The 23912-nt window shown below is 71.2% G+C and carries 24 protein-coding genes and 2 pseudogenes; 18 read left to right on the top strand and 8 right to left on the bottom strand.

Annotated elements, in window-relative coordinates; genetic code table 11:
- Positions 1 to 468 precede the first annotated feature (468 nt).
- The 3 genes from OG490_RS32475 to OG490_RS32465 all read left to right on the top strand — a co-directional run bounded on the left by OG490_RS32475 (position 469) and on the right by OG490_RS32465 (position 3247).
- Positions 469 to 1299: an SDR family NAD(P)-dependent oxidoreductase gene (locus tag OG490_RS32475; protein WP_330299834.1), complete on the top strand. Its 831-nt coding sequence runs from the start codon at positions 469 to 471 to the stop codon at positions 1297 to 1299.
- Positions 1300 to 1622: 323 nt separating this feature from the next.
- Entirely contained in the window at positions 1623 to 2399 is a 777-nt protein-coding gene (locus OG490_RS32470) for a GNAT family N-acetyltransferase (RefSeq protein ID WP_330299833.1), read from the top strand.
- A gap of 17 nt (positions 2400 to 2416) precedes the next feature.
- Positions 2417 to 3247 carry an alpha/beta fold hydrolase gene (locus OG490_RS32465; protein ID WP_330299832.1) on the top strand — a complete coding sequence of 277 codons (831 nt, stop codon included), beginning with the start codon at positions 2417 to 2419 and terminating at the stop codon, positions 3245 to 3247.
- A gap of 43 nt (positions 3248 to 3290) precedes the next feature.
- On the opposite strand, the gene OG490_RS32460 is transcribed toward OG490_RS32465, so the two are convergent.
- Positions 3291 to 4871 (bottom strand): hypothetical protein, encoded by a 1581-nt coding sequence (locus OG490_RS32460; protein WP_330299831.1) that lies wholly within the window; start codon positions 4869 to 4871, stop codon positions 3291 to 3293.
- A gap of 180 nt (positions 4872 to 5051) precedes the next feature.
- Entirely contained in the window at positions 5052 to 5738 is a 687-nt protein-coding gene (locus tag OG490_RS32455; RefSeq protein ID WP_330299830.1) for a response regulator transcription factor, read from the bottom strand.
- A 566-nt stretch (positions 5739 to 6304) separates the two neighbouring features.
- Between OG490_RS32455 and OG490_RS32450 the strand changes: the two genes are divergently transcribed.
- Positions 6305 to 7090: a GNAT family N-acetyltransferase gene (locus OG490_RS32450; RefSeq protein WP_330299829.1), complete on the top strand. Its 786-nt coding sequence runs from the start codon at positions 6305 to 6307 to the stop codon at positions 7088 to 7090.
- Positions 7091 to 7112: 22 nt separating this feature from the next.
- On the opposite strand, the gene OG490_RS32445 is transcribed toward OG490_RS32450, so the two are convergent.
- Complete coding sequence (locus OG490_RS32445; RefSeq protein ID WP_330299828.1) at positions 7113 to 8675, bottom strand: Na+/H+ antiporter; 1563 nt, start codon at positions 8673 to 8675, stop codon at positions 7113 to 7115.
- Between the two features lie 212 nt (positions 8676 to 8887).
- Between OG490_RS32445 and kdpF the strand changes: the two genes are divergently transcribed.
- The 6 genes from kdpF to OG490_RS32415 all read left to right on the top strand — a co-directional run bounded on the left by kdpF (position 8888) and on the right by OG490_RS32415 (position 15109).
- Positions 8888 to 8977: a K(+)-transporting ATPase subunit F gene (gene kdpF, locus OG490_RS32440; protein ID WP_330299827.1), complete on the top strand. Its 90-nt coding sequence runs from the start codon at positions 8888 to 8890 to the stop codon at positions 8975 to 8977.
- A 2-nt stretch (positions 8978 to 8979) separates the two neighbouring features.
- The gene (locus OG490_RS32435) at positions 8980 to 11592 is read left to right on the top strand and encodes a sensor histidine kinase (RefSeq protein WP_330299826.1); all 2613 of its coding nucleotides are present in this window, start codon (positions 8980 to 8982) and stop codon (positions 11590 to 11592) included.
- A gap of 4 nt (positions 11593 to 11596) precedes the next feature.
- Positions 11597 to 13525, top strand: coding sequence for an NAD-binding protein (locus tag OG490_RS32430; protein ID WP_330299825.1), 1929 nt, complete (start codon positions 11597 to 11599; stop codon positions 13523 to 13525).
- 63 nt (positions 13526 to 13588) lie between these two features.
- Entirely contained in the window at positions 13589 to 13813 is a 225-nt protein-coding gene (locus tag OG490_RS32425) for a hypothetical protein (protein ID WP_330299824.1), read from the top strand.
- 109 nt (positions 13814 to 13922) lie between these two features.
- Complete coding sequence (locus OG490_RS32420; protein ID WP_330299823.1) at positions 13923 to 14483, top strand: hypothetical protein; 561 nt, start codon at positions 13923 to 13925, stop codon at positions 14481 to 14483.
- A 143-nt stretch (positions 14484 to 14626) separates the two neighbouring features.
- Positions 14627 to 15109: a hypothetical protein gene (locus OG490_RS32415; RefSeq protein WP_330299822.1), complete on the top strand. Its 483-nt coding sequence runs from the start codon at positions 14627 to 14629 to the stop codon at positions 15107 to 15109.
- A gap of 75 nt (positions 15110 to 15184) precedes the next feature.
- Here the strand turns inward: OG490_RS32415 and OG490_RS39255 are convergent.
- Positions 15185 to 15388: pseudogene (locus OG490_RS39255) on the bottom strand (pressure sensor protein); the annotation flags it as partial.
- Positions 15389 to 15516: 128 nt separating this feature from the next.
- Complete coding sequence (locus tag OG490_RS32405; RefSeq protein ID WP_330299821.1) at positions 15517 to 15804, bottom strand: hypothetical protein; 288 nt, start codon at positions 15802 to 15804, stop codon at positions 15517 to 15519.
- A gap of 57 nt (positions 15805 to 15861) precedes the next feature.
- On the opposite strand from OG490_RS32405, the gene OG490_RS32400 reads away from it, so the two are divergent.
- The gene (locus tag OG490_RS32400) at positions 15862 to 16593 is read left to right on the top strand and encodes a MerR family transcriptional regulator (protein WP_330301152.1); all 732 of its coding nucleotides are present in this window, start codon (positions 15862 to 15864) and stop codon (positions 16591 to 16593) included.
- A 30-nt stretch (positions 16594 to 16623) separates the two neighbouring features.
- On the top strand, positions 16624 to 17031 hold the full coding sequence (locus tag OG490_RS32395) for a hypothetical protein (RefSeq protein ID WP_330299820.1): 408 nt from the start codon (positions 16624 to 16626) through the stop codon (positions 17029 to 17031).
- Positions 17032 to 17291: 260 nt separating this feature from the next.
- Here OG490_RS32395 and OG490_RS32390 read toward each other — a convergent pair.
- Positions 17292 to 18115 (bottom strand): annotated as a pseudogene (locus tag OG490_RS32390) (IS5 family transposase); the annotation flags it as partial.
- A gap of 61 nt (positions 18116 to 18176) precedes the next feature.
- Positions 18177 to 18617 (bottom strand): hypothetical protein, encoded by a 441-nt coding sequence (locus tag OG490_RS32385; protein WP_330299819.1) that lies wholly within the window; start codon positions 18615 to 18617, stop codon positions 18177 to 18179.
- A 1016-nt stretch (positions 18618 to 19633) separates the two neighbouring features.
- Here OG490_RS32385 and OG490_RS32380 point away from each other — a divergent pair.
- The 4 genes from OG490_RS32380 to OG490_RS32365 all read left to right on the top strand — a co-directional run bounded on the left by OG490_RS32380 (position 19634) and on the right by OG490_RS32365 (position 22130).
- Positions 19634 to 19999 carry an STAS domain-containing protein gene (locus OG490_RS32380; protein WP_330299818.1) on the top strand — a complete coding sequence of 122 codons (366 nt, stop codon included), beginning with the start codon at positions 19634 to 19636 and terminating at the stop codon, positions 19997 to 19999.
- Between the two features lie 65 nt (positions 20000 to 20064).
- Entirely contained in the window at positions 20065 to 20664 is a 600-nt protein-coding gene (locus OG490_RS32375; protein ID WP_330299817.1) for a hypothetical protein, read from the top strand.
- A gap of 32 nt (positions 20665 to 20696) precedes the next feature.
- On the top strand, positions 20697 to 21395 hold the full coding sequence (locus OG490_RS32370) for a GAF and ANTAR domain-containing protein (RefSeq protein WP_330299816.1): 699 nt from the start codon (positions 20697 to 20699) through the stop codon (positions 21393 to 21395).
- Between the two features lie 18 nt (positions 21396 to 21413).
- Positions 21414 to 22130, top strand: coding sequence for a GAF and ANTAR domain-containing protein (locus OG490_RS32365; protein ID WP_330299815.1), 717 nt, complete (start codon positions 21414 to 21416; stop codon positions 22128 to 22130).
- A 16-nt stretch (positions 22131 to 22146) separates the two neighbouring features.
- Here OG490_RS32365 and OG490_RS32360 read toward each other — a convergent pair whose 3' ends face one another.
- Positions 22147 to 22482, bottom strand: coding sequence for a hypothetical protein (locus OG490_RS32360; RefSeq protein ID WP_330299814.1), 336 nt, complete (start codon positions 22480 to 22482; stop codon positions 22147 to 22149).
- A 367-nt stretch (positions 22483 to 22849) separates the two neighbouring features.
- Here OG490_RS32360 and OG490_RS32355 point away from each other — a divergent pair, with 367 nt between their 5' ends.
- Both OG490_RS32355 and OG490_RS32350 read left to right on the top strand, forming a co-directional pair.
- Positions 22850 to 23446, top strand: a complete 597-nt coding sequence (locus OG490_RS32355; protein ID WP_330299813.1) for a hypothetical protein — start codon at positions 22850 to 22852, stop codon at positions 23444 to 23446.
- Positions 23443 to 23853: a hypothetical protein gene (locus tag OG490_RS32350; RefSeq protein ID WP_330299812.1), complete on the top strand. Its 411-nt coding sequence runs from the start codon at positions 23443 to 23445 to the stop codon at positions 23851 to 23853. Before OG490_RS32355 ends, OG490_RS32350 begins: the two co-directional genes overlap by 4 nt.
- Positions 23854 to 23912: the final 59 nt, after the last annotated feature.

The raw sequence follows: 23912 nt of genomic DNA, 5'->3' as shown, positions 1-23912 counted from the left end.
AACCTTGACCTGCCACCCCGGCGTCTACTTTCCGCACTAGCAACTACTTGCCGATGAGGAAGCCAACACCTCTTGACGCGCTCCTTCCGCGCGACCGGCGATCTTTGACGCGGCCCTGATGACCTGTAGGAAGACCGGACTCACCCCTTCACCCGACGGCCATCAGAAGGACGTCAAAGTCCCGTTCAGGAGCTTGCCGCCGCATCCCCCGTACGCTGGGATGGAGTCATGAACAGCGGTCCACGCCACGACGATCGGCCACCGAATCAGGTGCAGCCGACGGCGCCCGCTGTCCGCCCGGCCGTCTGAAACCGGCCGCGCGTCCTCCGCGTATCTGCCGACTGCCCCCGAGGGGTGCCGGTCTTGGCCTCGTACGCGCCCTCACCTCCACCGCATGACCTGAGCCCGCGCCCCTGCTTCAAGCCGGGGCGCCAGGGGCGTCAGTCATGCCTGCTTCCAGGAATCGACATGTCCTCATCCCTGCCCGCATCCCTGCCCGCATCCCTGTCCGGACGTACCGTCCTCGTCACCGGAGCCACCTCCGGCATCGGCTACGAGACCGCCCACCAGCTCGCCGAGCTCGGCGCCACCGTCCTCGTCCACGGCCGCACCCCCGAAGAGGCACAGGCCGCGACCGACCGGCTGATCGCCTCCGCAGACATCTCCGCCGCTCTACTGCGGCCGCTCGCCGCCGACTTCGCCCGCCTGGACGAGGTCGAGAACCTCGCTCACGCCGTCGTACGGGACCACCCGCGCTTGGACGTGCTCGTCAACAACGCGGCCATCGCGGCGCCGGAGCGCCACACGCTCACCGCCGACGGCAACGAGATCTCCTTCCAGGTCAACTTCCTCGCCCACTACCTCCTCACCAACCTCCTGGAGCCCGCCCTCACCAGTGACCCCGGCGGGCGCGTCGTCAACGTCTCGTCGGCGCTGCACCGTTCCGGGGCCATCCAGTGGAACGACCCGCAGCGGGTGCGGCGTTACTCCCGCCTCGCCGCGTACGCCCAGTCGCAGCTGGCCCTGACCGTCTTCGCCGCCGACCCGCGCGTCACCGCCGTCTCCGTCAACCCCGGCGTGTGCGAGACCGGCCTGCTCCCCCTCTACGGGCACGAGGGCGCGCCGGCCGCCGAGGGCGCCGAGCACGTCGTACGGCTCTGCGACCCGGCCACCGAGATCGTCAACGGCGCCTACTACGACCGCTCCGAGCGCGTCGCCCCGGCCGCCGCCGCCACCGAGGACCGGACCATCAAGCGCCTCAACAAGCTCGCCGACCTCCTCGTCGGCCACACCGCCTGAAGGGGTACCCGCACATGTCCAAGCGCGCCCGCAAGAAGAGGTCCCGCCGCAAGAAGGGCTCCAACCACGGCAGCAAACCCTGCTGCTAGTGCCGCGTCAGGCAACGTTTGCCTGTTGAGGAGCGGCGTCCGGTGCGTGCTCTCGGTGCGCCGGCCGGAAGCGCTCGTACTGGACGTACTTGGCTTTCGGCCGGTGCGGCGAGAGTGCGTGCCGGGCGTTGCGACGGGGCGAACGTTGCCTGACGCGGCACCAGCCACCAGCCCGTTCCGCGGGGCGGCCTCTGACCAAGGCCGCCCCGCCGCCATGTCCCGACAAGGAACCTCATGATCAACCTGCCGTCCCACCGACTCCCGGACCTCCTCCGCTGGTTCCCCACGGGGGCTCCGGGCTCAGCCGCCCTCACCGAGCACGTCCTGACCACCGAGGCCGGCCGCTGGTGGGTGGACCGCGTCATCCAGCCGCGCGTCATCGCCGCCGAATGCGGGGACCACGTACTCCTGCGCGGAGACCCGCAGGCTTTGGCGCCGCATGACCTCTCGGTCTTCGCCGACCGCTCCATCGAGGCTGCCGGGCGCTTCCTTCCCCTGATCGGGGCCGCCTTCGACCGGGTCGTACCGTGGCAGCGCGTGGTGTACATCAAGCGCTCCCCCGTGCCGGCCACCCTGGCGCCCAGGGGCGTGACCGTACGCAGGCTGAACGCCCGGGACACACGCACCCTCACCACCCTGCCGATCGCAATGAGCTGGATCCACCGCACCTGGGGCGGACCGGAAGCCCTCGCCCGCTCGGGCTATGCCTGGGCCGCCTTCCACAATGACCGCATCGTGGCCCTGGCCTGCACCTACTTCCTCGGCACCGCCTATGAGGACGTGGCCTGCGTCACCGTGCCGGACCCGCGCCTGCAGTACCTGGCGCTCGACTGCGTCAACGCCCTGGGCTCGGACATAGCGGCCCGCGGCCACACGCCCAGCTGGACCTGCTCCGCGAGCAACCGCCCCGGACGCCTGCTCGCCTGGACCGCCGGTTTCCGTCCGGAGCGGGAGTACGCCCACTACGCCGTCGGCAAAGCTGCGGCAACCGGAAGAGTGGCGGTGGGGTGAGAGGCGATACTCACCGGGTGGACTCCATCTACCGCAGCACGGCGGGCCGCGAGCACATCCGCCGCTGGTGCACCGACCGGCTCGACGCATGGCCGGTGCCGCACGAGCGGGCGACCTTGACGGCCGGTGGAGCACAGACCCACCTGGTGAGCGCCGGTTCCGGCCCGACCACGGTGATCTTCGTGCCGGGTACGAACTTCAACGCCGCCGCATCTCTTCCCCTGGCCACCGCCCTGGTCGCGGCCGGCCATCGGCTCGTCCTGCCGGACGTCCCCGGACAGCCCGGTCTCAGCTCCGGGGAGCGCGGAATCTCCGGCGGCCGCCTCTCGTGGTACGGCACCTGGCTGAGCGAGGTCCTCGACGCGGCCGCCGCGACGGGTCCCGTGGTGGTGGTCGGGCACTCCTTCGGCGCCGCGATCGCGCTGTCCAGCCCGTCGCCGCGCATCGACCGTCTCGTGCTCGTCTCCCCCGGCGGACTGGGCAGGCTGCGCCTCACTCCCGGGCTGCTCGTCGTCTCCGCCGCCTGGTTCGTCCGACCGACTCAGGCGCGCAGCACCCGGCTCCTGCGGGCCATGCTCGCGCCCGGCCACCAGCCGCGCGAGGAGCTGGTGGAGTGGATGACACTGGTCGCACGTCACTCCCGCTCGAGTGGAGCTCCGGGCGTGGCGGACCTCCCGGCGTATGCCGTTCCCCGGCTGGTCGCCACGGGAGCGCACGACATCTTCCTGCCCCCGCGACGGCTCGCCCCGGCCGTCCGGACCCTGCTCGGCACCGACCTGCGCGTCATCCCGGACGCCGGCCACCTCGTGACCGAGGAACACCCCGGCCGGCTGGCGGACCTTGTATGAGCGGAATCATCGAGCACAGCGATCGCCCCCGCGGCTGTAACGCTCACCGGAACTCGGCCAGCCGGCGCCGCAGCCCCAACACCGTCAACCCGGCCGCGAGCAGCAGCGACGCGCCGGCCAGCGGGCCCCGCGTGTTCAGCGCCCCGCGGCCTTCCTGGACGGCTAGGTCGAAGTGCCGCTGGTTGACGGCGGTGACCTCGTCCAGAGCCTTCATCCATCCGCCGAAGTGGGCGTTTGAGGTGTCCGACGCCCAGCCGATGCAGAAGACCGTGGCCTCTTGCTGCTTCCCTTCGGCCACCAGCCGCCGGATGGTCCGGTCGTCGCGCTGGTAGACGGCGTACGCCTCGACAGTCTTCTCCGCGGCCTCCCGCTCCCCCGCGAAGGTAATGTTGTCCAGCTCGCGCCGGTACTCACCGGTGAACCGCTTGTCCTCATGGTCCTTCCGGTACCCCGCCCAGAGCTCGTCGAGCTTCCGGTCGTACGTGTCGAGTCCGGCGCCCGCGATCCCGTACAACTGCTGCGACTTGTCGAGGAAGGACAGCTCGTACGCAGCTCGGCGGTCCGGGTCCAGGAGGTAGCGGCTTTCGTCCGCGTTGGCGTCGTAGCCGATCGCCTTGGACCGCGACAGTGCGATGACGGAGTCGAAGGAGTCCCGACGGGCCACCTTCATACGGTCGTTGGTGATCGCGAGCAACTGCGCTCCGGACACCACCGCGACCACGGCACAGAGGGTGGCGGCGATCAGGCCCGGGTTGAAGACCCGGTGGAAGCGGCGGGCCAGGCGGACCTGGAGCAGTACGAGCGCGGCGATCAGTAGCATCCCGAGGACTGCTTCGGCGATCCGCTGCACGGCGAGGTCGCTGCGCGCCGCGGCATACCGCCGCTCGTACACCGCGTTGTTCGCGTCGACGAGCTTGCGGGCCTGCGGCAGCAACCGGTCGGCGAGGAGATCGGTCGCGGTCCGGTAGTCCTCGCGCGCGGCGTCCTTGCCGCCGGCACGGCTGTCGTTCTCCAGTGCCCGCCCGAGTAGCTCCTGGTAGTGCGCGAAGTCGTCGGTGAGCGTCACGACGACAGCCTCGGTGGCCGGGTCGCCCTCCGAGGAGGCCGCGAGTGTGCGCAAGGAGCGGCTGATGGTCTCCTGGGCGTCCCGGTAGAAGCCGTTGGCCTTCGCGTTCGACTCCTCGAAGCGTCCCTGACCGGTGCCCGAATCTCCGCTGGAGAGCAACATGTTCGCCGCTTGGGCGTCCATGTCATTGAGTGCGAGGTTGAGTTGGGTCGCGGAAATAGTGCGGGGTGCGTCTCGCTGGGCCGTCTCGTCCCAACTGGTACTCGCCCCCGCCGCCGCGACCACGAGCAGTATCAGCAATCCGGCGGCAAGGAGCACACAGGCCCCGCGGGCGAGGCGCAGCCGGCCGAGCAGGGTGGCCCGGTAGCGGTCGGCGATCAGCCGGGCCGCCCGGACGATCGCGGCAGGAGGCCGCAGTCCCGACGATCCTCCGCCGCGTTCCTCTCCGGTGAGCGGTCGCAGAGGCCCGGGGTCGCCAGCGTCGGGTGCGGGGCTCTCCGTGAGGGTTCCCGGAGCCCCGGCTACCTCGGCCTGTTCGGTACCGGCGGTGATCGTCACGCACTCTCCAGCCCACACCCGGGCCGTTCGTACGGCCCTGCGTGCACGCCAGCATCTGGCTCAACTGTTCTACTCACCAGGCGCGTTGATGGACCCCATACGCGGAGGGAATCCAAATTGACGGGGCCTTGACGTGGTACTTACGGGTCCTTGTCAGCGCCCCCGCCGCCTTCACCCCGCTCACGCGTCGAAGCGGTACCCCATGCCGGGGGCGGTGATCAGATGGCGCGGGTGCGATGGGTCCGCCTCAAGCTTCCGCCTGAGGTGCGCCATATACACCCGGAGGTAGTTGGTCTGGGTTCCGTACGAGGATCCCCACACCTCCTGGAGCAGCCGGCGCTGGCTGACGAGCTTGCCCCGGTTGCGGATCAGGACCTCCAGGAGGTGCCATTCCGTCGGTGTGAGCCTGATGTTCGCCCCTCCGCGTCTGGCCTTCTTCGCGAGCAGATCGACGGTGAACTCCTCAGTCTCCACGACCGATTCGTCCACGGCGTCCGTGCCCCGTGCCGGTGTGCGGCGGACGACGGCTCCCAGCCTGGCCATCAGCTCGTCCATGCTGAAGGGCTTGGTGATGTAGTCGTCGGCGCCCGCGTCCAGGGCTTGGATCTTCTCCTCGGAACCGTGGCGGGCGGAGACCACCAGGACGGGCACCTGCGACCATACGCGAAGCCGCGTAAGCACCTCGATCCCGTCCATGTCGGGCAGCCCGAGGTCGAGCAGGACGGCGTCCGGGCGTCGCGCCGCCACGGCGTCCAGAGCCGCGCGCCCGTCGTGCGCGCAGTCCACCTCGTACGTGCGCGCCTTCAGATTGATGACCAGCAACCGTGCGAGCCGCGGCTCGTCGTCCACCACCAGCACCCGGGTCATCGGCGTGCCACCTTCCTGTCGTTACGTCCCCCATGGACATCCGATCACCAGAGAACAGCGGATTCGGTCCGCCTCGGCAGGCGTTGACGACCTCCATACGCCGACGGACGTGACCTTGACGCCCCCCTGATGACGATCAGCCCCTCCTTGACGCACCGCTGATGCCACCCCGGAGCACACATGGCCCGGGAGGCCGGAACCCTCCCGGTCCGCCCGTATCAGGGCCGTGTCAGAGCGGTGTCAAGGTCGGGGCGACCTCCTTGAGTCCGTCCTCACAAGGCAGTTGGATGAAGGACGTGAACAGCGGTCTGCGCCACGACGACCGGCCACCGCATACGGTGCGCCCGGCCTCGCGCGCTGCTCACCCGCCGGTGCGTTGACGCACCGCCCCGTTCGCGGCCGCCCGCCCCTCCGCCCGTAAGTCGGGCTGCCGCTCGCGCCCCGTGCCCGCCCCCATCCCTGGCGGGCACGGGGCCGCGCTCTTCGCACGCCCCGGTTCCGTCCGCCCGGTCGGCAGTCGGATGCCGCGCCGCGCCCACGTTCCCGCGTACCACTGGAGACAGTTCATGATCGAAATCGCCCCGCAGCAGCTGCCCGCCCTGAGCCGCTGGTTCCCCACGGGCTCACCCGGTCCCGGGGCCCTCGCCGAGCACGTGCTGACCACGGGTTCCGGCGTCTGGTGGGCCGACCGCCCCGACCGGCCCCGCGTCCTCGCCGTCTCCTGCGCGGCCCACGTGCTGCTGCGCGGCGACCCGAGCGCGCTCGCCCCGGGCTCCCTGAGCCGGTTCGCCAACCAGTACGTGGAGGCACCCGCACGGTTCTGGCCCTCCCTCGGCGCCGCCTTCGAGCGTGTCGACCCCTGGGAACGCATGGTCTACGTCCACCATGCACGGGCGCTGCTCCCCCGGCCGCTGCGTGGCGTCACGGTACGGCGCCTGGTGCCCGGGGACGCTCCGGCGCTTGCCCAGCTGCACTCCGAGAACGCCTGGATCCACGCCAGTTGGGGCGGGCCCGCCGGCCTCGCCGCCTCCGGCCACGGTTGGGCCGCGTTCGCGAAGGACCGGGTCCTCTCGGTCGCCTGCACCTACTTCCTCGGCAGCGCCTACGAGGACATCGCGGTGGTCACCGTGCCCGACCGGCGCCGCGAGCACCTCGCGCTCGCCTGTGTCGCAGGCCTGACGGACGACATCCAGGCCCGTGGACACACCGCGAGCTGGTGCTGCTCGCGCGACAACCGGCCCAGCCGGCTCCTTGCCTGGTCGGCCGGGTTCCGGCTGACCCGCGAGTACGTCCACCACGTCACGGGACGCGCCAGGGCGCTTGCGGTCCGGGCCGCCCCGGTACCCGCTTGAGCGGCGCACCCGCCTGCGTATCTCAGGTCGCCAGGTCGAGGCGTGCCTCCTCCAGGTCCAGGGAGCGCTGGAGCCGTCGGCGGGTGGTGTCGCTGATGCGGTGGTCGTCGTAGAGGCGTTGGAGTTCTACGGACTCCACCCGGATCAGGTCGCGGCGCAGCAGCCGGTAGACGTGGTCCGCCGATCCGGCCGGGTCGGCTTCCTCCAGGCGGTCGCGGGCATGCTCCAGGCGTGCCTGCAGACTGCGCCGGAGCCGGTCGGCCACCACGTCCGGTACGGCTTCGAGGTCGGACATCTCATCCAGCCGCCGGATGCCGGCCGCGGCCAGACTGCACCGGGCGGAGGCCTCCTCGCGCTCGGTGTGGTCGGGCTCGAGGGCGATCCCGGAGCGGCGGACCACGTCGGCCAGGGTGAAGCCCTGGGCGACCAGCGTGACCACCACCACCGAGGTGGTCAGTACGAGCACCAGCGGGCGCTGACCGAGCAGGCTGCCGTCGTCCGCCGCGACGGGGATGGAGAGGGCCGCGGCCAGGGGGACGACGCCCCGCGTACCGGCCCAGGTCAGCACGGCCGGAACCCGCCAGGAGGGCCGCGCGCCCGCGCTCCTCTGGACGACGGCCGACAGCGGCAGCACCCACAGCAGGCGCACGGCGATCAGTGTCACGGCGACCACCAGCGCGTACAGGGGCCAGAGCCGGTCGGCAGCGCCGAGCGCGGCGACCTGCCCCGGCAGGGTGAGGCCGATCAGGCTGAAGACCACGCTCTCCAGCAGGAAGACCACGGTGCCGTTCACCGCGTGCAGCTGGATCCGTATGGGGGCGTTGGTGAACCGGTCGGCCCGGCCGCCGAGCACCACGCCCGCCACCACGACGGAGGTCACGCCGGACGCGTGCACCGCCTCGGCCAGCACGTAGGCGGCGTACGGCGTCACCAGGGCGATGACGGTCTCCAGTACGGGGTCCTCGGTCCTGCGCCGGATCAGTGCCACGACCCCCGCGACCGCTCCGCCGATCAGGATGCCGCCGCCGGCGAGCAGGGCGAACTCGGTGCCCGCCGCCCGCCAGGAGAACCCCGCCGAGGCCGCTGCGACGACGACCGCGACCCGGAAGAGCAGGAGCGAGGTGGCGTCGTTGAAGAGGCTCTCGGCCTGTACGAGGACCTGGACGCGGGGCGGCAGGGCGAGCCGGCGGCCGAGTGCGGTGACGGCGACCGGGTCCGTACTCGCGAGGATGGCCCCCAGGACCAGCGCCATCGGCCAGGTCAGCGGGGTGAGCAGCGATGCCACCGCCCCGACCGCAGCCGCCGAGGCCAGCACCAGACCGACCGCGAGGACGCTCACCGGCTTCCACACCAGGCGCAGTTCGCGCCAGGACAGTTCCTCGGCGCTCGCGTAGAGCAGGGGCGGGAGAACGACGAGACCGATCAGTTCGGGACTGACCCGGATCTCCGGAGTGCCCGGGATCAGCGCGACCACGAGGCCCGCGACAACGAGCAACGACGGCGCGGGAATTCGCCAACGCCGGGCCCCGGTCGCCACGACCGTGGCCAGCACCACGAGGAACAGGACCGTACCGACGCTGCGCATGTGAAGCCCCCACCGATTCGACGCAGGCCACGCGGCCCGCGACGCCGACCAGACTTCCCGGCACACCGCCTTCACCCTATCGGCGCATCGGCCGTCAATACACCGTCAAAGTCCCGGCCGAGGACCGTCAGGAGCGCGTCAGGGAGGTTCTGTTCACGGTATCGCTGGTGTTCGCTGGTCAGGTTGAGGGCGCACAGAGGAGTCGGGTACGCGTGAGTACGGAAACCATCGTAGGAATCGTCGTCGCGGTCTGTCTGGGGGGCTATCTGGTCCTGGCCGTGTTCTTCCCGGAGAAGTTCTGACGATGGCGACCACGCAGGCGTCCGGCCCGGAGGCGGAACCGGGGACGGAGCCGCAGACGCAGGACCGACGGGCCATCGCGCGCCCCGGAAGACTCAAGGTCTTCCTCGGGGCCGCCCCCGGCGTCGGCAAGACCTACCGGATGCTCGACGAGGCCCACCGCCGGGCAGCCCGGGGTTCGGACGTGGTGGCCGGCTTCGTCGAATGCCACCGGCGCCGGCACACCGAGGCGAAGCTCGACGGCCTGGAGAGCCTCCCCCGCGCCGGACACGAGTACCGCGGCGGCCGGTATGCCGAACTGGACAGGGAAGCACTCCTGTCCAGACGGCCCCAGATGGTGCTGATCGACGAGCTCGCCCACACCAACGTCCCGGGGGCGGGCCGGCACCCGAAGCGTTGGCAGGACGTCGAGGAGATCCTCGCCGCCGGGATCGACGTCGTGACCACCCTCAACATCCAGCACCTGGAGTCGCTCAGCGACGTCGTCGAGAAGATCACCGGTGTTCCGCAACGCGAGACCGTGCCCGACGAGTTCGTACGCCGCGCCCACGAGATCGAGCTGGTCGACATACCTCCCGAGGGGCTCCGCCGCCGGATGGCGCACGGCAACATCTATCCCCCGGAACGGATCGACGCCTCCCTCGCCAACTACTTCCGCCCCGGCAACCTCATCGCGCTACGGGAGTTGGCGCTCCTCTGGCTGGCCGACCGGGTGGACGAGGCCCTCCACAAGTACCGCACCGAGCACGGCATCGGGGATGTCTGGGAGACCCGGGAGCGGGTCGTGGTGGCCCTCACCGGTGGACCCGAGGGCGAGACCCTCATCCGCCGCGCGGCCCGCATTGCGGGCCGCTCCGCCGGGGGTGAACTACTCGCCGTGCACGTAGCGCGCAGCGACGGGCTCGCCGCGGGCGTCTCCCACGCGGCTCTGGCCGGACAGCGGGCCCTCGTGGAGGACCTCGGTGGCAGCTACCACTCCGTAGTCGGTGACGAAGTACCCACCGCACTGGTGGACTTCGCGATGGCGGAGAACGCCACCCAACTGGTCCTCGGTACGAGCCGCCGCCGTCGGCTGGAACGTTTCCTCACCGGCCGGGGCATCGGCGAGACCGTGGTGGCGCTGTCCGAGGACATCGACGTCCACATGGTCACGCACGAGCGAGCGGGCCACGGCCGGCTGCTGCCCTCCCGCCGCCGTACGCTCCCCACGTCGCGGCTCATCGCCGGACCGGCGGCCGCCCTGCTGCTCCCGTTACTGCTCACGCTCGCCCTCGACCGCGTGCGCGGCACTCTGAACCTCACCAGCGAGGCGCTGCTGTTCCTGGTGGCCGTCGTCGGCGTGGCCTGCATCGGCGGGGTGGTCTCGGCCCTGATCGCGGCGCTCACCGCCGCACTGCTGCTGAACTACTGGTTCATGCCGCCGATCGGGGAGTTCACGATGAGCGACCCGGACAGTGTGCTGGCGCTGGCGGTGTTCGCCGTCGTCGCCGCTACGGTGGCCGCCGCGGCGGACCGGTCCCTGCGACTCTCCCGCCGCTCGGCGCGGGCGACGGCCGAGGCGGAGACGATGTCCTCCCTCGCCGGCAGCATCGTCCGCGGCGACCAGACGATCCCGGCCCTGCTGGAACGCACGCGGGAGACCTTCGCCATGGACACCGTCGAGCTGACCGCCGAAGCCCCCGACCCGGGTGCGGGAACGGACGGCGGACGCCGCACCCCCGGCGCGGCGGATCCCGCCCTTGTGGTGGCCGCCGGCCACGAGGCCTTCCTCGTCCTGCGCGGCCGTACCCTGCCGTCCTCGGAGCGCCGCGTCCTGGCCGCCTTCGCCGCGCACGTCGGTGCCGCCGTCGAGCGGGCCCGTCTGGCCGAGGCCGCAGCCGAGGTGGCGGCCGAAGTCGAACCCATCAAGGCGGCCGACCGCCTGCGCACCGCCCTGCTCCGGGCCGTCAGCCACGACCTGCGGACCCCCTTGGCCGGGGCGCTGGCCGCAGTCGGCTCCCTGCGCAACCAGGAGGTGGAGTTCTCCGCCGAGGACCGGGCCGAACTGCTGGAATCCGCCGAGGTGTCCCTGCACCGGCTGAACCGCCTGGTGGAGAACCTGCTCGATCTCAGCCGTCTGCAAGCCGGCGCCCTCACCCTCGACCTGCGGGCCACCACACTCGAGGAGGTCCTTCCCGTCGCGCTCGACTCGCTGGAACTCAGCCCCGGACACCGGCCCGCCATCGACGTACAAACCCTGGAAGCGGTACCGGCCCTGCTGGCCGATCCGCCCCTCCTCGAACGGGTACTGGCCAACCTCGTCGGCAACGCCGTCCGCCACGCGCCCGCTGACCGTCCGGTCCTGGTGACGGCCAGCGCCCTGGCAGGGCGGGTCGAAGTCCGGATCGCCGACCACGGCCCTGGCATCGCCGCCGACGACCGCGAGCGGGCCTTCGAGCCCTTCCAGCGCCTCGGCGACCGCGACAACACGGCCGGACTCGGCCTCGGACTCGCCCTGGCCAGGGGACTCACCGAGGCCATGGACGGCACGCTCACCCCCGAGGACACACCCGGAGGGGGCCTGACCATGGTCCTGTCCCTGCCCGTCGCCGCCCAGGTGACAGCGGGACGGCCCTGACCGCATGACGTCGACCCTCCACCTGCGAGCCGAACCCGGGCAGCGCTCCCAGCACATGATCATCTGCGGCGACGACGGACTCGCGCACCGCCTGGCACAGGAGCTCGACGCCGTCTGCGGTGAGGCCGTCACGGTCGTACTGCCTTCGCGGCGCGAGGGGCACGGCGGCGGGGTCGCCGCCCTGCACCGCGATCCGCGCTCCCCCGTAGAGCTGCTCGTCTCCGCCCGCCCCGATGAGCAGGCCCTTCGGCAGGCCGGCGTGGAGCGTGCCGCCGCGCTCGCGCTGACCTACGGCGACGACCAGGTGAACACGACCGCGGCCCTGCTCGCCCGCAGCATCAACCCGCACGTGCGCCTCGTCATCCGCATGTTCAACCGGGAGCGCGGCCGCCACCTCGAACTCCTCCTCGACCGGGCGGCAGCCGCTCATTCCTCGTACGACGACGGCCTCATCGACGCGTCCACGACGATCCTCTCCGACGCCGACACGGCCGTCCCCGAACTGGTCGCCGCGGCGGCGGTCGGACACGGACCCACCCTCCAGGTCGAGGGCAAGGTGTTCCGCGGTGTCGTACGCCCCGCCGGGACCCCGCCCCACGCGACGGACCTGGCCACGCTCGCCGTTCTCTCCGGCACGCACATGGACGACCCGCAGGGCGGGGACAGTGCGGAAACCCCGGGCACGAACGGCACCCAGCTGCTCCCCGATACCGCGACGGCCTACCACCGCCAGTTCACGCACGGCCGCCTCATGCTCGAAGAGGTCACCCAGCACCACGCGCCGGAGTCCCCCTCCCGACGGCGGGACTACCGCGGCTGGCTGCGGGACCGGTTCGGGCACCTGCCCTGGAGGATCTTCGTCTCCCGCGAAGTGACCGCCGTGTTCGGGGTCCTCGGCGTGGCCGTGGTCCTCCTGGCCACGGTGACGGCCCTCGTGGAGGACGGCCCCCTGTGGAAGTCGGTGTACCTGCCCCTCCTGGACATCTTCACCATGGGCGACCCGGCGACCGAGGAGTCCACGGCCCGCCAGGTCCTCCAGCTCATCGCCGGTTTCGTCGGCCTGGCCGTGCTCCCCCTCGTCGTAGCCGCCGCGATGAACGCCACGCTGGCCTTCCGCGCCGCATCGGCCAACCACGTACCGGACGCGGCCCTGCGCGACCACATCGTCCTGGTCGGCCTCGGCAAGATCGGCACGCGCGCCCTGGCACAGCTGTGCACGACCGACCACACGGTCGTGGTCATCGAGCGGGACCCGCAGGCGCGTGGGGTCGCGCTGGCACGCGAGCTCGGCGTGCACCTACTGCTCGAGGACGCCGCCGCTCCCGGGGTGCTCGACCTCGCCCGCATAGGCACCAGCAGATCGCTGCTGGTCCTCACCCACGACGACGGCGAAAACCTCGACATCGTGATGGCCGCCCGCGAGAGCAACCCCCAGGTGCGTGCCGTGATGCGCCTGTACGACGACGACTTCGCCGCCACCGTCTCCCGCACCCTGCGCGCCGGCTACCCGGAGGCGCTCACCCGCAGCCGCAGCGTCTCGGCGCTGGCCGCGCCCTCCTTCGCCGCCGCGATGATGGGCCGCCACGTACTGGGCGTCATGCCCGTGGAACGCGGCTCCCTCCTCTTCACCGTCGTGGACGTGGCGGGCCATCCCGACCTCGAAGGCCGCTCGATACACGCGGCCTTCAAGGAGCACGAGTGGCGGGTACTCGCCGTCGGCCCCACGACCACCGGCCGGCAGTCGGCATCCTCGACCGACACCCTCGGTGGTTTCCGCACGGACCGGCCCGCCTTCAACTGGCGCCCGCCCCACGGACGGGTGCTGCGCCACGACGACCGCGTCGTGCTGGTGACCACACGCCGCGGCCTGGACATCCTCATGACGGGCGTCCAGCCCCGCCCGACGGGCCGCCGGCCTCGCCCGGCCCAGTGATCTACCCTCGACCGGAGTCGACGTCCGACGGATCCTCAACAACCTTCGACCGGGAGGCAGCCTGTGCACCACGACGACGAACCGGTCTTCAAGCGGAGCCAGTGGGGAACGAACCGCTATTACTACAACGCCCGCAATCCCGTCGGGCTCGTCCTCATCGTCATCACCGTACTCGCCGTCGGAACGATGCTGATCCTCATGGCCAACCGCGCCGGCCCCTTCGCACCACCACCTGCCCCCGCACCCTGGAATTCCCCCTCAGCCGCCCCCGGCTCATCAGGCCGCTGACCCGACAGGGGCCACCGCGAATCGGCCACCGTCAAAAGGCCGTAGCGATCACATCAGCAGTGCGTCAGGGTCCGGCACCCGGGCTCTGACCGGCCCTAACGTCACCTCCATGGAACGACGTTTCACACAGTCCGCGACCGGTGCAGACACCACCGCCTCGGAGCCTCCAGGACCTCTCGCACGCGACATCCACTGGGCCGGCGAGCGGCGCTCGGCCATCGGTATCGCGTCGCTCCTGTGGTCGGCCCTGCTCGTCCTGGACGCGGGCGTCGGGCGGCTCGACGCGACCCGCGGGGCCCTGTGGACCGGTCTGGCCGTCCTCGTCTTCGTGATCCTGCTGCCCGCGAGGGTCTCCGTAGGCCCCGGTCTCCTGAGCGCCCGAGGACTGCTGGCGGAACACACGATCCGCACCGACTCCCTGGTCTCGGTGAAGTGGTCCGACGGGGTGGCCCAGCGACTGGTCCTCCACGACACGGCAGGAAACCGGGCCGAGATCGATCCGACCGTCCTGATCCGCAACCCCGCGATGTGGCACCGCCTCGACACCGACACCCGCACATCGATCCAGCGCGGCACCCTGCGGTACGGGGTGACCGCCCTGGGCGAGTTGGCGGAGCGCATCGACCGCGAGACGGCCCTGACCGTCTTCAAGGCCTCCGGCCTGCATTGACCGGCCGCCGGGGGGGCCGCCGCCGGAAGCGTGAGCGTCACGGCGAAGCCGGGGCCGGCAGACGCAGCTTCAAGGGCGCCTCCCATGCTCTCCATGAGGTCACGGCACATCCGCAAGGTCAGACTGTCCGGCCTGCGACTCGGATGCGTCCCGCGTTCCGCGCCCAGGACCGTCTCGTCGGCACCGTCTTCCATGTGGATCTCCACCTGCCCGGCACGGACCTCGGCCGTCAGCTGCGGGGCCCGGTCCAGCGGGCTGTATCGCTGTGCCTCGGCCGCCGAAGCGGTCAGTACGCGCGTGAGCACGGCCGCGTCGGCGATCACATCGGGCAGCTGCTCCGGCAGCCTGCACTGGATCGTGTGACCGCCGGGTCCCAGTGCATCGAGCACTGCGGTCAGCACCTCGTCGAGGGCGACCGGCCGCAGGTACAGGTCGAGCGCCCCGGCGTGCAAGCGGCTCAGCTCGTCGAGATTCGAAAGGAGCTGGACGGCGCGGCCCACCGACGACCGGGCTGCGGCGAGGAGCCGGGTCTCCTCCGGATCCGTACCGGCGCCCATGCTGCTCAGCGCTTCGTCGGCCGTACTCAGCGGGCCCCTCAGGTCGCGGCTCGCGGTGAGGAGGAGTGAGGCCCTGGTGTGCTCGGCCTCGGCGCGCAGCCCGGACTCGGCATCGTGGGCGGCGAGCCGGCCATGGGAGTAGGCCCCCCGGTACTCCATGGTGCGCCGGGAAAGCATCTCCAGCCCCGCTGCGAGAGCAGCGGTGGGCCGCCGCCCGTGCGGCTCGACGAAGCCGACGACCACGTCGGAGCCCGCCTGGGCCAGGCGCTGCCCTTCCTGGAGCATCGCGTGCGTCTTTCCCACCCCGGGGGCGGCCCCGAGATAGATCCGCAATCGCCCACGCGCCATGGTCGGGCTCCTGCCCCGTCGTCACGCCCGCACCCTCATCTCCATGGTGCTCCGCCGTGACCGCCTGCGCCCTCTGCCGTGCCGGTCCGGGCCGGTGCCGATCTGCTGCTGCGCGGCCGCTTCGCTCCTCAGGCCCGCCGCCCGTCGGCCGGTGCCTTCAGCAGTCGGTCCAGCTCCTTCCCGGCCTCGCTGTACCCGGCGTCGGAGATCCGTTGCAACTCAAGCAGGTCGCCGGTCGAGGCCGCGCGTCGAGTGAGCAGAAGGCCGGCGTGCATGGATCCCTCGTCCAAGAGCTCGCTCAGCTCCTCAAGGTCTCCGGCCGTGTCAGCGAGGTCGGCCAGCCGGTCCAGAGCGGTCTCGTTGCCCTCGTCGGCCAGCGCCCGCAGCGTCTCCCGCTCCATACTCATGTTCGCCATGACCCCATGCTGCAACCCTGCCCCTGGGGCAGGGTCAAGTGGGAGGATCGCCGGGTGATGATCACCATCGGGCAGCTGGCCAGGTACGCCGGAGTATCGATCAAGACCATCCGCGTCTACCACGACAAGGGACTGCTCCCCGAGCCCGACCGCGACGCGTCCGGCTACCGCCGGTACGGCGCGAGCGACGCCGTCGACCTGATCAAGATCCGGACGCTCGCCGAAGCCGGAGTCCCCCTGGCCCGTATCCGCGACCTGCGGTCCGCGACCGACGAGGAGTTCCAGCAGTCGCTGCGCACGATCGACGACGAGCTCACCGCCCGCATCCGCGACCTGCAGACAACACGGGGACGCCTGCGCCGACTCGCCGCCGGGCAACTGTCACCGCTGCCCGCCGAGGTCTGCGCTCATCTGGAGCACCTGGCCGGCTGGGGGTTCTCTCCTCGATGGGTGGACCTGCAACGCGACCTGTGGATCCTCGTGTTCGCCACCCACCCGGAGCTCGCGACCACCCTGTTCCACGACCAGGCCGAGACCCTGGCCGACCCGGCGACACGGCAGCTCTTCCTCGACTACGACCGCGCGTACGACCTCGACGCCGAGGATCCCCGCATCGACGACCTCGCCCACCGGATCGCCGAAGCGACCCGTAACCGCTACGGACCCCACGAACTGCCCGGGCAGGACGCGCCCTCCGAGATCCCCGCCCTCATCCAGGGCACGGTCAACGCCTCTTCCCCGGCATGGCAGCGACTCGACACGCTCATCCGCGCGCAACTGAACGCATGACCCCGACCCGATCCGGTTCAGTACAACAGGTTGCACCGAGCCCGCGCAGGGCGCCCGAGGCCCTTCGCCCGCCTCACGACGGTCTACCAGGAGAAGAAGGCCGCTCCCAGGAACCAGGGCAAGGCTGAGCGCATCCAGAAGTACGGTGCGATGCAGTTCCGCGAGTACACCGCGGAGTGGAAGGCCGGCCGGCGCGACCTCGCCGAGTCCTCGCTCCGCACCCTGGAGTCCCTCCTCGAGCACCACATCCTCCCGACCCTCGGCAGCCGCCGGATGAGCACCTTCGACCACAAGGTCGTGGCCGGCTTCATCCGGACCATGGAACGCAACGGCGCCGGCCTCGCCACCCAGTCCAACGCCTTCGACAAGATGAAGTCGGTCCTCCTCGACGCCTACCGCCTCGGCATCTACACCGAGAACCCCGTCCTGGGCGTCTAGCGCATCACCGAGCAGGTCAACCAGACCACGAAGACCTACGGCCGCCTCAAGCACCGCAAGCCCACCGACTACCGCGACGTCCCCCTCCCGGCCCGCGTCCGGGAGACGATCGAGTGGTACGCCGACAAGCACGGCACTGTCGACGGCTACCTCCTCCGCCACCCCATGGACCCCACCAGGCCGTTCCTGGCTTACTACGTCCAGACGTCGGGGAGCCCTGTTCCTAGGGACTGTTTCTTGGATCATGTGCGGAGCCAGATGATGAGGGCTGCGAGGGTGTTGCGTTTCTTGTATCGCTCGCTGTCGAAGCCGGTGGGACGGCCGCCTCGGGAACCTCGGTTCTTGCGGTGTCTTTGCTGGTCGAGGCGTTCGGGGATGGTGTGCCGGATTCCGCGTCGTCGCAGGTAGCAGCGGTTCCTTCGGGATGTGTAGGCCTTGTCGGCCAGGACATGGTCGGGGCGGGTGCGGGGCCTTCCGACGCCGATGCGGGGCACGGAGACCTGCTCCAGCACCCGCTCGAACTGGGGCCCGTCGCCGTAGTGTCCGGGTGTCAGGAGGAGGGCGAGAGGCCGGCATCGGCCGTCCGCGACGAGGTGGATCTTGGTGGTGAATCCGCCGCGGGAGCGTCCCAGGCACTCGCCGATCTGACCACTTCTTCGAGCCGGACCTCCAGTTTCCGCAACACCGGATCGACCTGGTTCGTCCCCCGAACGTCCCCCTTTTGAGGACCGGATGCCGCCGGTGTCTTCCTCGCGTCGGCAGCGTGCTGGTGGGCCCGCGCTGCTGTCGAGTCCACCGACACCTCCCAGTCGATCCGGCCCGCGGCATCCTCGGCGGCCTGGATCCGAGAGAGCAGCATCGCCCACGTCCCGTCCACTGACCAGCGGCGATGGCGTTTGTAAACGGTCTCCCACGGCCCGAACCGCTCCGGAAGATCCCGCCACTGGACACCCGTCCGGACCCGGTAGAGCACCCCGTTGATCACCCGGCGGTGATCACTCCACCGGCCCCCACGAGCACCACCAGGAGGCAGGAACGACTCCAGCCGACCCCACTCCTCGTTCGTCAGATCCCCACGGCCCATACGGCAAGCCTGACCCCAACACCCCACTCACGTCGGGAGATCCGAAAAACAGTGCCTAGGACTAGCGGGGCTCGCTGTGCCCGCCGAACCATTTGGTGCGCCTGCGACCCGTGGCCGGGGCGGGCGTCGGGGTGGGGCGGTCCTCGCCGAGGGCTTGGGCGGTTTGCGCGCGGGCGGCGTCACGCTGCTCGATCAGGTCCTCGCGTTCGCGGTCCACGACCGCGCTCTCCCGCTTCGAGGTGAGGGAAGCATCGTGGCGGGCCAGGCGGTTGCGGCGGGAGGCCCGGCGGGCCGCCGCCAGGACGAGAGCAAGGCCCAGGACGGCGGCCGCTCCGACAGCGATGCCGTAGAGGAACAGCGCGCCGGTCGAGCTGGTGACGTGGTAGCCGAAGACCGAGAAGTCATTGGTGAGCTCGTGGGCACTGCCGAGATTCGCCATGACGCCTGCCACGGCGAAGATCAGCGCAGCGATCAAAAGGATGAGACCGAGGATGAGGATCATGGAGCACTCCCTGCTCCGCACTGCCACGTGCGAATGAGCTGCGGCCGGCGGAAGCCCGCCGATCCACACAGCGTCTACCCGAAGGCGACAGGGCCAAGCGATCCCGGCCCGGCGTAACCGGCGGCCCACTCGCGTCCGCGGCAAATCCGGGCCCCATCGAACAAGGTGTCCCAAAGCCCCCCTTTCCTTCGGGCTGAGCATCCCGGCCGCGGGGCCGTCGGCGGATGAGTCCGGGGCCGATCAGCCGCGGTGGATGCCGTGGCGGGCCGTGACCCACCCGTCACCACTCCGCGGCCCTGAAACGATCCGGCAGGCACAAGCGTCACCGGGGCCGGGGCCGGGGATGTTCACTCCCGCTCGGCCAGGATCCGGCCCGCCATCAGATGAGGACACCCCCACCTCCAACCCGGCGTCGCCATCCGCATCCGTCTGACAGCAGCAGCCATCGCCCACCTGCCGGATGACCGGCGGGCAGGACGAACGTGATCTCGGTCCGCTGCTCGCTCCGGGTGCGTTCCCACATGGACGGTCAGCTCCTCTCCTGCGGGGGCGACGGCTCGGCCATCCCTGCCTGCTGAGCCGACGCCGGTAGCGGGTGGTTGCGCCACCCGCTACAACTGTCGCCCGCACGGCCGCACGGTCCCGGATTCGGGTCTGCGCCTACGGCCCGAGGTGGGGCGCGCGTCGGTGCGCCCACGCGCCGGTCGGCAACCAGCCAGAAGAGGCCTGCTTGCGCTCCTCCGCCGATACCGGCGCCGGGCTATGCTGCGGGACAGAGCGTTCCCGTTCCAGACCCTGACGGCGCGTTGCCTGCCAGATTTCCGCGTCGCGGCCCGGTCACGATCCGCCGGCCCCGGCGCATCCGAGGGCGTGGTCCGTCCCCATCCTGGAACGCAGGTTGCCGGACCGGCCTTGCCCGCCGCGCGCACACCCGCACCGGGAAGCGACAGGAGGAGCCGGAGAGTCCGGCTCCGACCGGCACGTACCCGGCTGGTCCCGAACCGAGGCACCCCATCATGCGTGTCCCCGATCCGAACGCCCACAGGTACGACGAGAACGGCCGGGTGCTGATCGCTCCGGCCGGTGAGCTCGACATCTCCACCGTCCACTCGCTGCGCGCCTCACTGGCGCGATGCCTGGACGACGGCGTCCGCACCATCGACATCGACCTGTCCGCCGTCACCTTCTGCGACTGCAGCGGCCTGGGCGTCCTCCTCTCCTCCTGGTGGCGCATCACGGCGGCCGGAGGAACCCTGAGGCTGCACCACCCGCCGCCCGCACTGGTCCGGATCATCGACATCACCCGTTCCGGCTTCCTGCTCGGCGACCCTCCCGCTCCCCTCCTCACCGCCCTTCCCGCCGGCCTGGGCGGTGTGCTGTGACGGACACCTCGCCGCTGGGGCGTTCCCAGAGGATCCGCCGCGGGGCTCCGTACGGTCCCGACAACATGATCGCGATCCGCCTGCGGCGGCTGAACCGGTGGCAGGCCGAGGGCCTGAGAGAAGACGTGGCGGACCTGTACGTGGAGTCCTCCCACCCGGCCGCGGGCACGGCCCACAGCAGCCGGCAAGCCTTCCTCCAACGCTTCACGGGCGATGTCCGCCAGCCCGGATTCGCCATGCTGGTCGCGGAGCGGTCCGCCTTGCTCGGATGCGTCTTCGGCTTCCCCCTGCGGCGCGACGGCTCCTGGTGGAGGGGGTTCCTCGGTCCCCTTCCCCGGGACATCGAACAACTCACCGCCTCCGGCCACGTCTTCGCCGTCACCGAAGTCGTGGTCGCCCCGCACGAACAGGCCCTCATCCTCGGCCGACGGCTGCAGGAGCGGCTGCTGGACGACCATCGCGCGTCCCTCGGCGCCACCCTGGTGGCCGAGTCCGACACCAGGAGCCTGGCCGCCTTCCGGTCCTGGGGGTGGCGCGAGGTCGGCAGGGTCCACAGGCCGCCCGGCACGGCGCTGCACCGGGCGCTGGTGCTGCCCCTCGGGAAGGCACCGGCAGCCTCGTCCGGCCGGGGGCTCCCCCCGGGTGCCCGGCGGCCGGAGCGGTGACGGGTGGCCGGTCGGCCAGGATCCGGGTCCTGGTGGCCGAGCAGGCGGCCCGGCGCGGCGAACGGATCGCGGTGATGGACGTGTGCACGGCTGCGGTGGCCGCGCTCCCGATCGACGGAGCAGGAGTGTCGGCCATGTCCAAGGCCTCGCCCGGCCATCCCCTGTACGCCACCGGCCCGGTGAGCGAGCGGATCGAAGAACTCCAGCTCACGCTGGGCGAGGGCCCAGGTGTGGATGCCTTCGCCCTCGGGTCGGCCGTCCTGGCACCCGATCTGCGGGCCGACGGGGAACGGCTCCGATGGCCCGTCTTCGCCCTGGAAGCCGTCACCGCCGGTGCGGTGGCGGTGTTCGCGTTCCCCCTGCGAATCGGTGGGATCAGCCCCGGTGTACTGGACCTCTACTCCGGTGTGCCGGGCGAGCTGGACTCCGCGGCACTGGCCGATGCCATGGTGTTCGCCGACACCGCCACGCTCGTACTCCTCGGGGCCCGGATCGACGGGGTGGGCGGCGAGGAACTCGGCGGCTACCGGGCGGAGATCGACCAGGCCACCGGCATGCTCACCGTCCAGCTCGGTGTGGGCATCGAGGAGGCGTTCGTCCGTCTGCGCGCCTACGCCTATGCCCACGGACGGCGGCTCGCCGAAGTGGCGGCCGATGTGGTGGCCCGCAGACTGCGGCTGTCGCCGGACCGGGACGCGGACGAGGAACAGAGCGCCGCCGACGATGCCTGACAACAGAAGGTGTACACGATGAATGAACAGCTCCTCGCCAAGGCATTCGTCGAACTTGCGGACAACCTGGTCGCGGACTTCGACCTGATCGACTTCCTCCGCATGCTGACCGACAGATGTGTCGGCATGCTCGACGTGAACGCGGCCGGCGTGCTCCTCGCCGACCACAACGGCGAACTCCGCGTGATGGCCGCCTCCGACGAGCAGGTCCGCCTCCTCGAACTGTTCCAGCTCCAGAACGACGAAGGCCCGTGCCTGGAGTGCTTCCACACCGGCGCACCCGTCACCATCCCGGACCTGAGCACGGAAACCGCCCGCTGGCCGCGCTTCACCGCGCAGGCCCGCCACAGCGGGTACTCGGCGGTCCAGGCCCTGCCGATGCGACTGCGGGACGAGGTCGTCGGAGCGCTGAACCTGTTCCGTGCCCGCCCCGGCCCCTTCGATCCGGCCGCCACGCCCGTCGCCCAGGCCCTGGCCGACGTCGCCACCATCAGCCTCCTGCAACAGCGCTCCTCCCAGCAAAGCACGGTGCTCAACGAGCAGTTGCAGACCGCGTTGAACAGCCGTGTGCTGATCGAGCAGGCCAAGGGCAAGCTCGCCGAACGGCAGGGCATCGGCATGGAGGAGGCCTTCAGCGCACTGCGCGGCTACGCCCGCGCGCACAACCGGCGACTGTCCGACCTGGCCGGCGCCTTCGTCGACGGAACCGAACCTCTCGCCGGGCTGATCACCTGACCGTCAGCGTGCTTCCTCACGCCCCCCGGTCGCGGTCCCGACCTCGGTAGCGGTCCCGGTCGCGGCGTTCCTCACGGCTCCGGCGACCACGGTGCTGCCGGGCGTAGCGGCGGTCCCAGCGGTGCTCCTGGTCCCGACGGTCGCGGTAGTCGCCGTAGTCCTCATAGCCGTGATGATCTTCGTAGCCCCGGTGGTCGTCGTGGCCGCGGTGGTCGCCCTGATGACCCGATCCGCCCCGCCGTCTGCGGTGCACCAGGGCGAAGAGCAGGATCCCGGCGGCCACCCACAGCAGGTGGTTGAGGTAGCCGAAGAGGAACAGGGCCACCAGGAGCACGAGAAGCACGACGGACACGAGTGGTCCCTTCCACAGCGGAACAGGTCATCGCTGCCGGGGACCGGGGCTTCACCCAGCAGCGTAGCCCCGCAGGGAGCCCGGCGACAGCCGTCGGGCCCCATTGACAGCCGCCACCCCTCGGCGTTGACTGACTGGGACGGCGTTGGGCCGTAGCGCCCCGGACAGCTCCGGAGCCAGGCCTTCCACCACCCGCTTCGCCCGGACCCCGCGGAACGCAGGTACCACCCCTGTGTCCGCCGTGCAGGTCCCGGCCGCGCCCTTCCGGATCGTTCTCCGCCTGCCGGCACCAACGCGCCATCGAGCGAGGAGAGTCGACGGATATGCAGCACAACGACGTACGAGCCGGCAACAGCGGGGGAACTCCATGTCCAGGTCCGTGATCATCATCGCGGCCCTCGTCGCCGCGGCCCTCATAGCCGTGACGGCCGTCCTCCTGGCCACGCTCGGCCACCACCGGATCGGACACGGTCTGAAACGGCGCTTCGGCCCCGAGTACGAACGCCTCGTGACCCGCCACGAAGGCGACACCGAGGCCGCGGACCGAGAACTCGGCGAACGCCTGAAACAGCACGGCTCCGTCAGGGAACGGCCGCTGTCGCCGGCCTCCCGGGAGCAGTACGCGGCCCAATGGGCCGGAATCCAGAAGCGGTTCGTCGACTCCCCTCAGGAGGCGGTCGCCGAGGCCGACGCGCTGCTGGCGCGATTGACCGCGGACCGGGGCTTCCCGGCCGACGGGCCGTTCGAAGAGCGGCTCGCCGCGCTCTCCGTCCACCACGCGCAGCACGTCGACGGCTATCGCGGCCTGCACGGAGCCGCCCGCGGCCGTGGCAGCACGGAGGAGAACCGCAGGGCCATGACCGGGGCGGGGGAGCTCTTCGACGCGCTGGTCGCAGAGCAACCGGCCGACTCGGGCCGGCACCGTCCACAGCGCCACCACGCCCGGGGAGGCGGTCCGCGATGACGTACGACCAGGAACGCGCACAGCAACTCCCGCCCCCCGGTCCGCTCCCCGGGCGGCACGATCCACGCGGGGGCCCGGTTCGACGGCCCCTGCCCCCCGAGGGGCCGCCCGAGACCCGCACGGACATCCCGGCCTTCGTGTCGCTGCTCGCGCAGAGCGACCGGGACCGGCTGACCCTCCGCCTCCAGCACGCCCTCGGCACCTTCGTCCGGAGCCCGCGCGAAGCGGTCGACGAAGCCGACACCGCCTTCGCCGACGCCACCACCCGCGTGACGGCCGCGCTCGTCGAGCGGCGGCGCGTCATCGACTCCGCCCACCGCAACCTCGGATCCGAAGCCGAGACGGAAGACCTGCGGCTCGCCCTGCGCCAGTACCGGGAGATCACCTTGCGGCTGCTACGCATGTGAGCGCCCCCGCTCCGACCGGCCCCTGACAGCCGGCGGGGCGGCCCATCCTCCCCGATGAG

It is taken from the genome of Streptomyces sp. NBC_00503 (assembly GCF_036346895.1).
Lineage (GTDB): Bacteria > Actinomycetota > Actinomycetes > Streptomycetales > Streptomycetaceae > Streptomyces.
Note: the sequence above shows the minus strand (reverse complement) of the source record. Positions and strands in the feature narration are given on the sequence as shown.

Coding starts and splice junctions, on each gene's coding strand:
- OG490_RS32475 (WP_330299834.1), top strand. CDS start 469: ATGTCCTCATCCCTGCCCGCATCCCTGCCCGCATCCCTGTCCGGACGT.
- OG490_RS32470 (WP_330299833.1), top strand. CDS start 1,623: ATGATCAACCTGCCGTCCCACCGACTCCCGGACCTCCTCCGCTGGTTC.
- OG490_RS32455 (WP_330299830.1), bottom strand. CDS start 5,738: ATGACCCGGGTGCTGGTGGTGGACGACGAGCCGCGGCTCGCACGGTTG.
- OG490_RS32450 (WP_330299829.1), top strand. CDS start 6,305: ATGATCGAAATCGCCCCGCAGCAGCTGCCCGCCCTGAGCCGCTGGTTC.
- OG490_RS32445 (WP_330299828.1), bottom strand. CDS start 8,675: ATGCGCAGCGTCGGTACGGTCCTGTTCCTCGTGGTGCTGGCCACGGTC.
- OG490_RS32435 (WP_330299826.1), top strand. CDS start 8,980: ATGGCGACCACGCAGGCGTCCGGCCCGGAGGCGGAACCGGGGACGGAG.
- OG490_RS32430 (WP_330299825.1), top strand. CDS start 11,597: ATGACGTCGACCCTCCACCTGCGAGCCGAACCCGGGCAGCGCTCCCAG.
- OG490_RS32420 (WP_330299823.1), top strand. CDS start 13,923: ATGGAACGACGTTTCACACAGTCCGCGACCGGTGCAGACACCACCGCC.
- OG490_RS32415 (WP_330299822.1), top strand. CDS start 14,627: ATGCGTCCCGCGTTCCGCGCCCAGGACCGTCTCGTCGGCACCGTCTTC.
- OG490_RS32405 (WP_330299821.1), bottom strand. CDS start 15,804: ATGGCGAACATGAGTATGGAGCGGGAGACGCTGCGGGCGCTGGCCGAC.
- OG490_RS32400 (WP_330301152.1), top strand. CDS start 15,862: ATGATCACCATCGGGCAGCTGGCCAGGTACGCCGGAGTATCGATCAAG.
- OG490_RS32385 (WP_330299819.1), bottom strand. CDS start 18,617: ATGATCCTCATCCTCGGTCTCATCCTTTTGATCGCTGCGCTGATCTTC.
- OG490_RS32380 (WP_330299818.1), top strand. CDS start 19,634: ATGCGTGTCCCCGATCCGAACGCCCACAGGTACGACGAGAACGGCCGG.
- OG490_RS32375 (WP_330299817.1), top strand. CDS start 20,065: ATGATCGCGATCCGCCTGCGGCGGCTGAACCGGTGGCAGGCCGAGGGC.
- OG490_RS32365 (WP_330299815.1), top strand. CDS start 21,414: ATGAATGAACAGCTCCTCGCCAAGGCATTCGTCGAACTTGCGGACAAC.
- OG490_RS32355 (WP_330299813.1), top strand. CDS start 22,850: ATGTCCAGGTCCGTGATCATCATCGCGGCCCTCGTCGCCGCGGCCCTC.
- OG490_RS32350 (WP_330299812.1), top strand. CDS start 23,443: ATGACGTACGACCAGGAACGCGCACAGCAACTCCCGCCCCCCGGTCCG.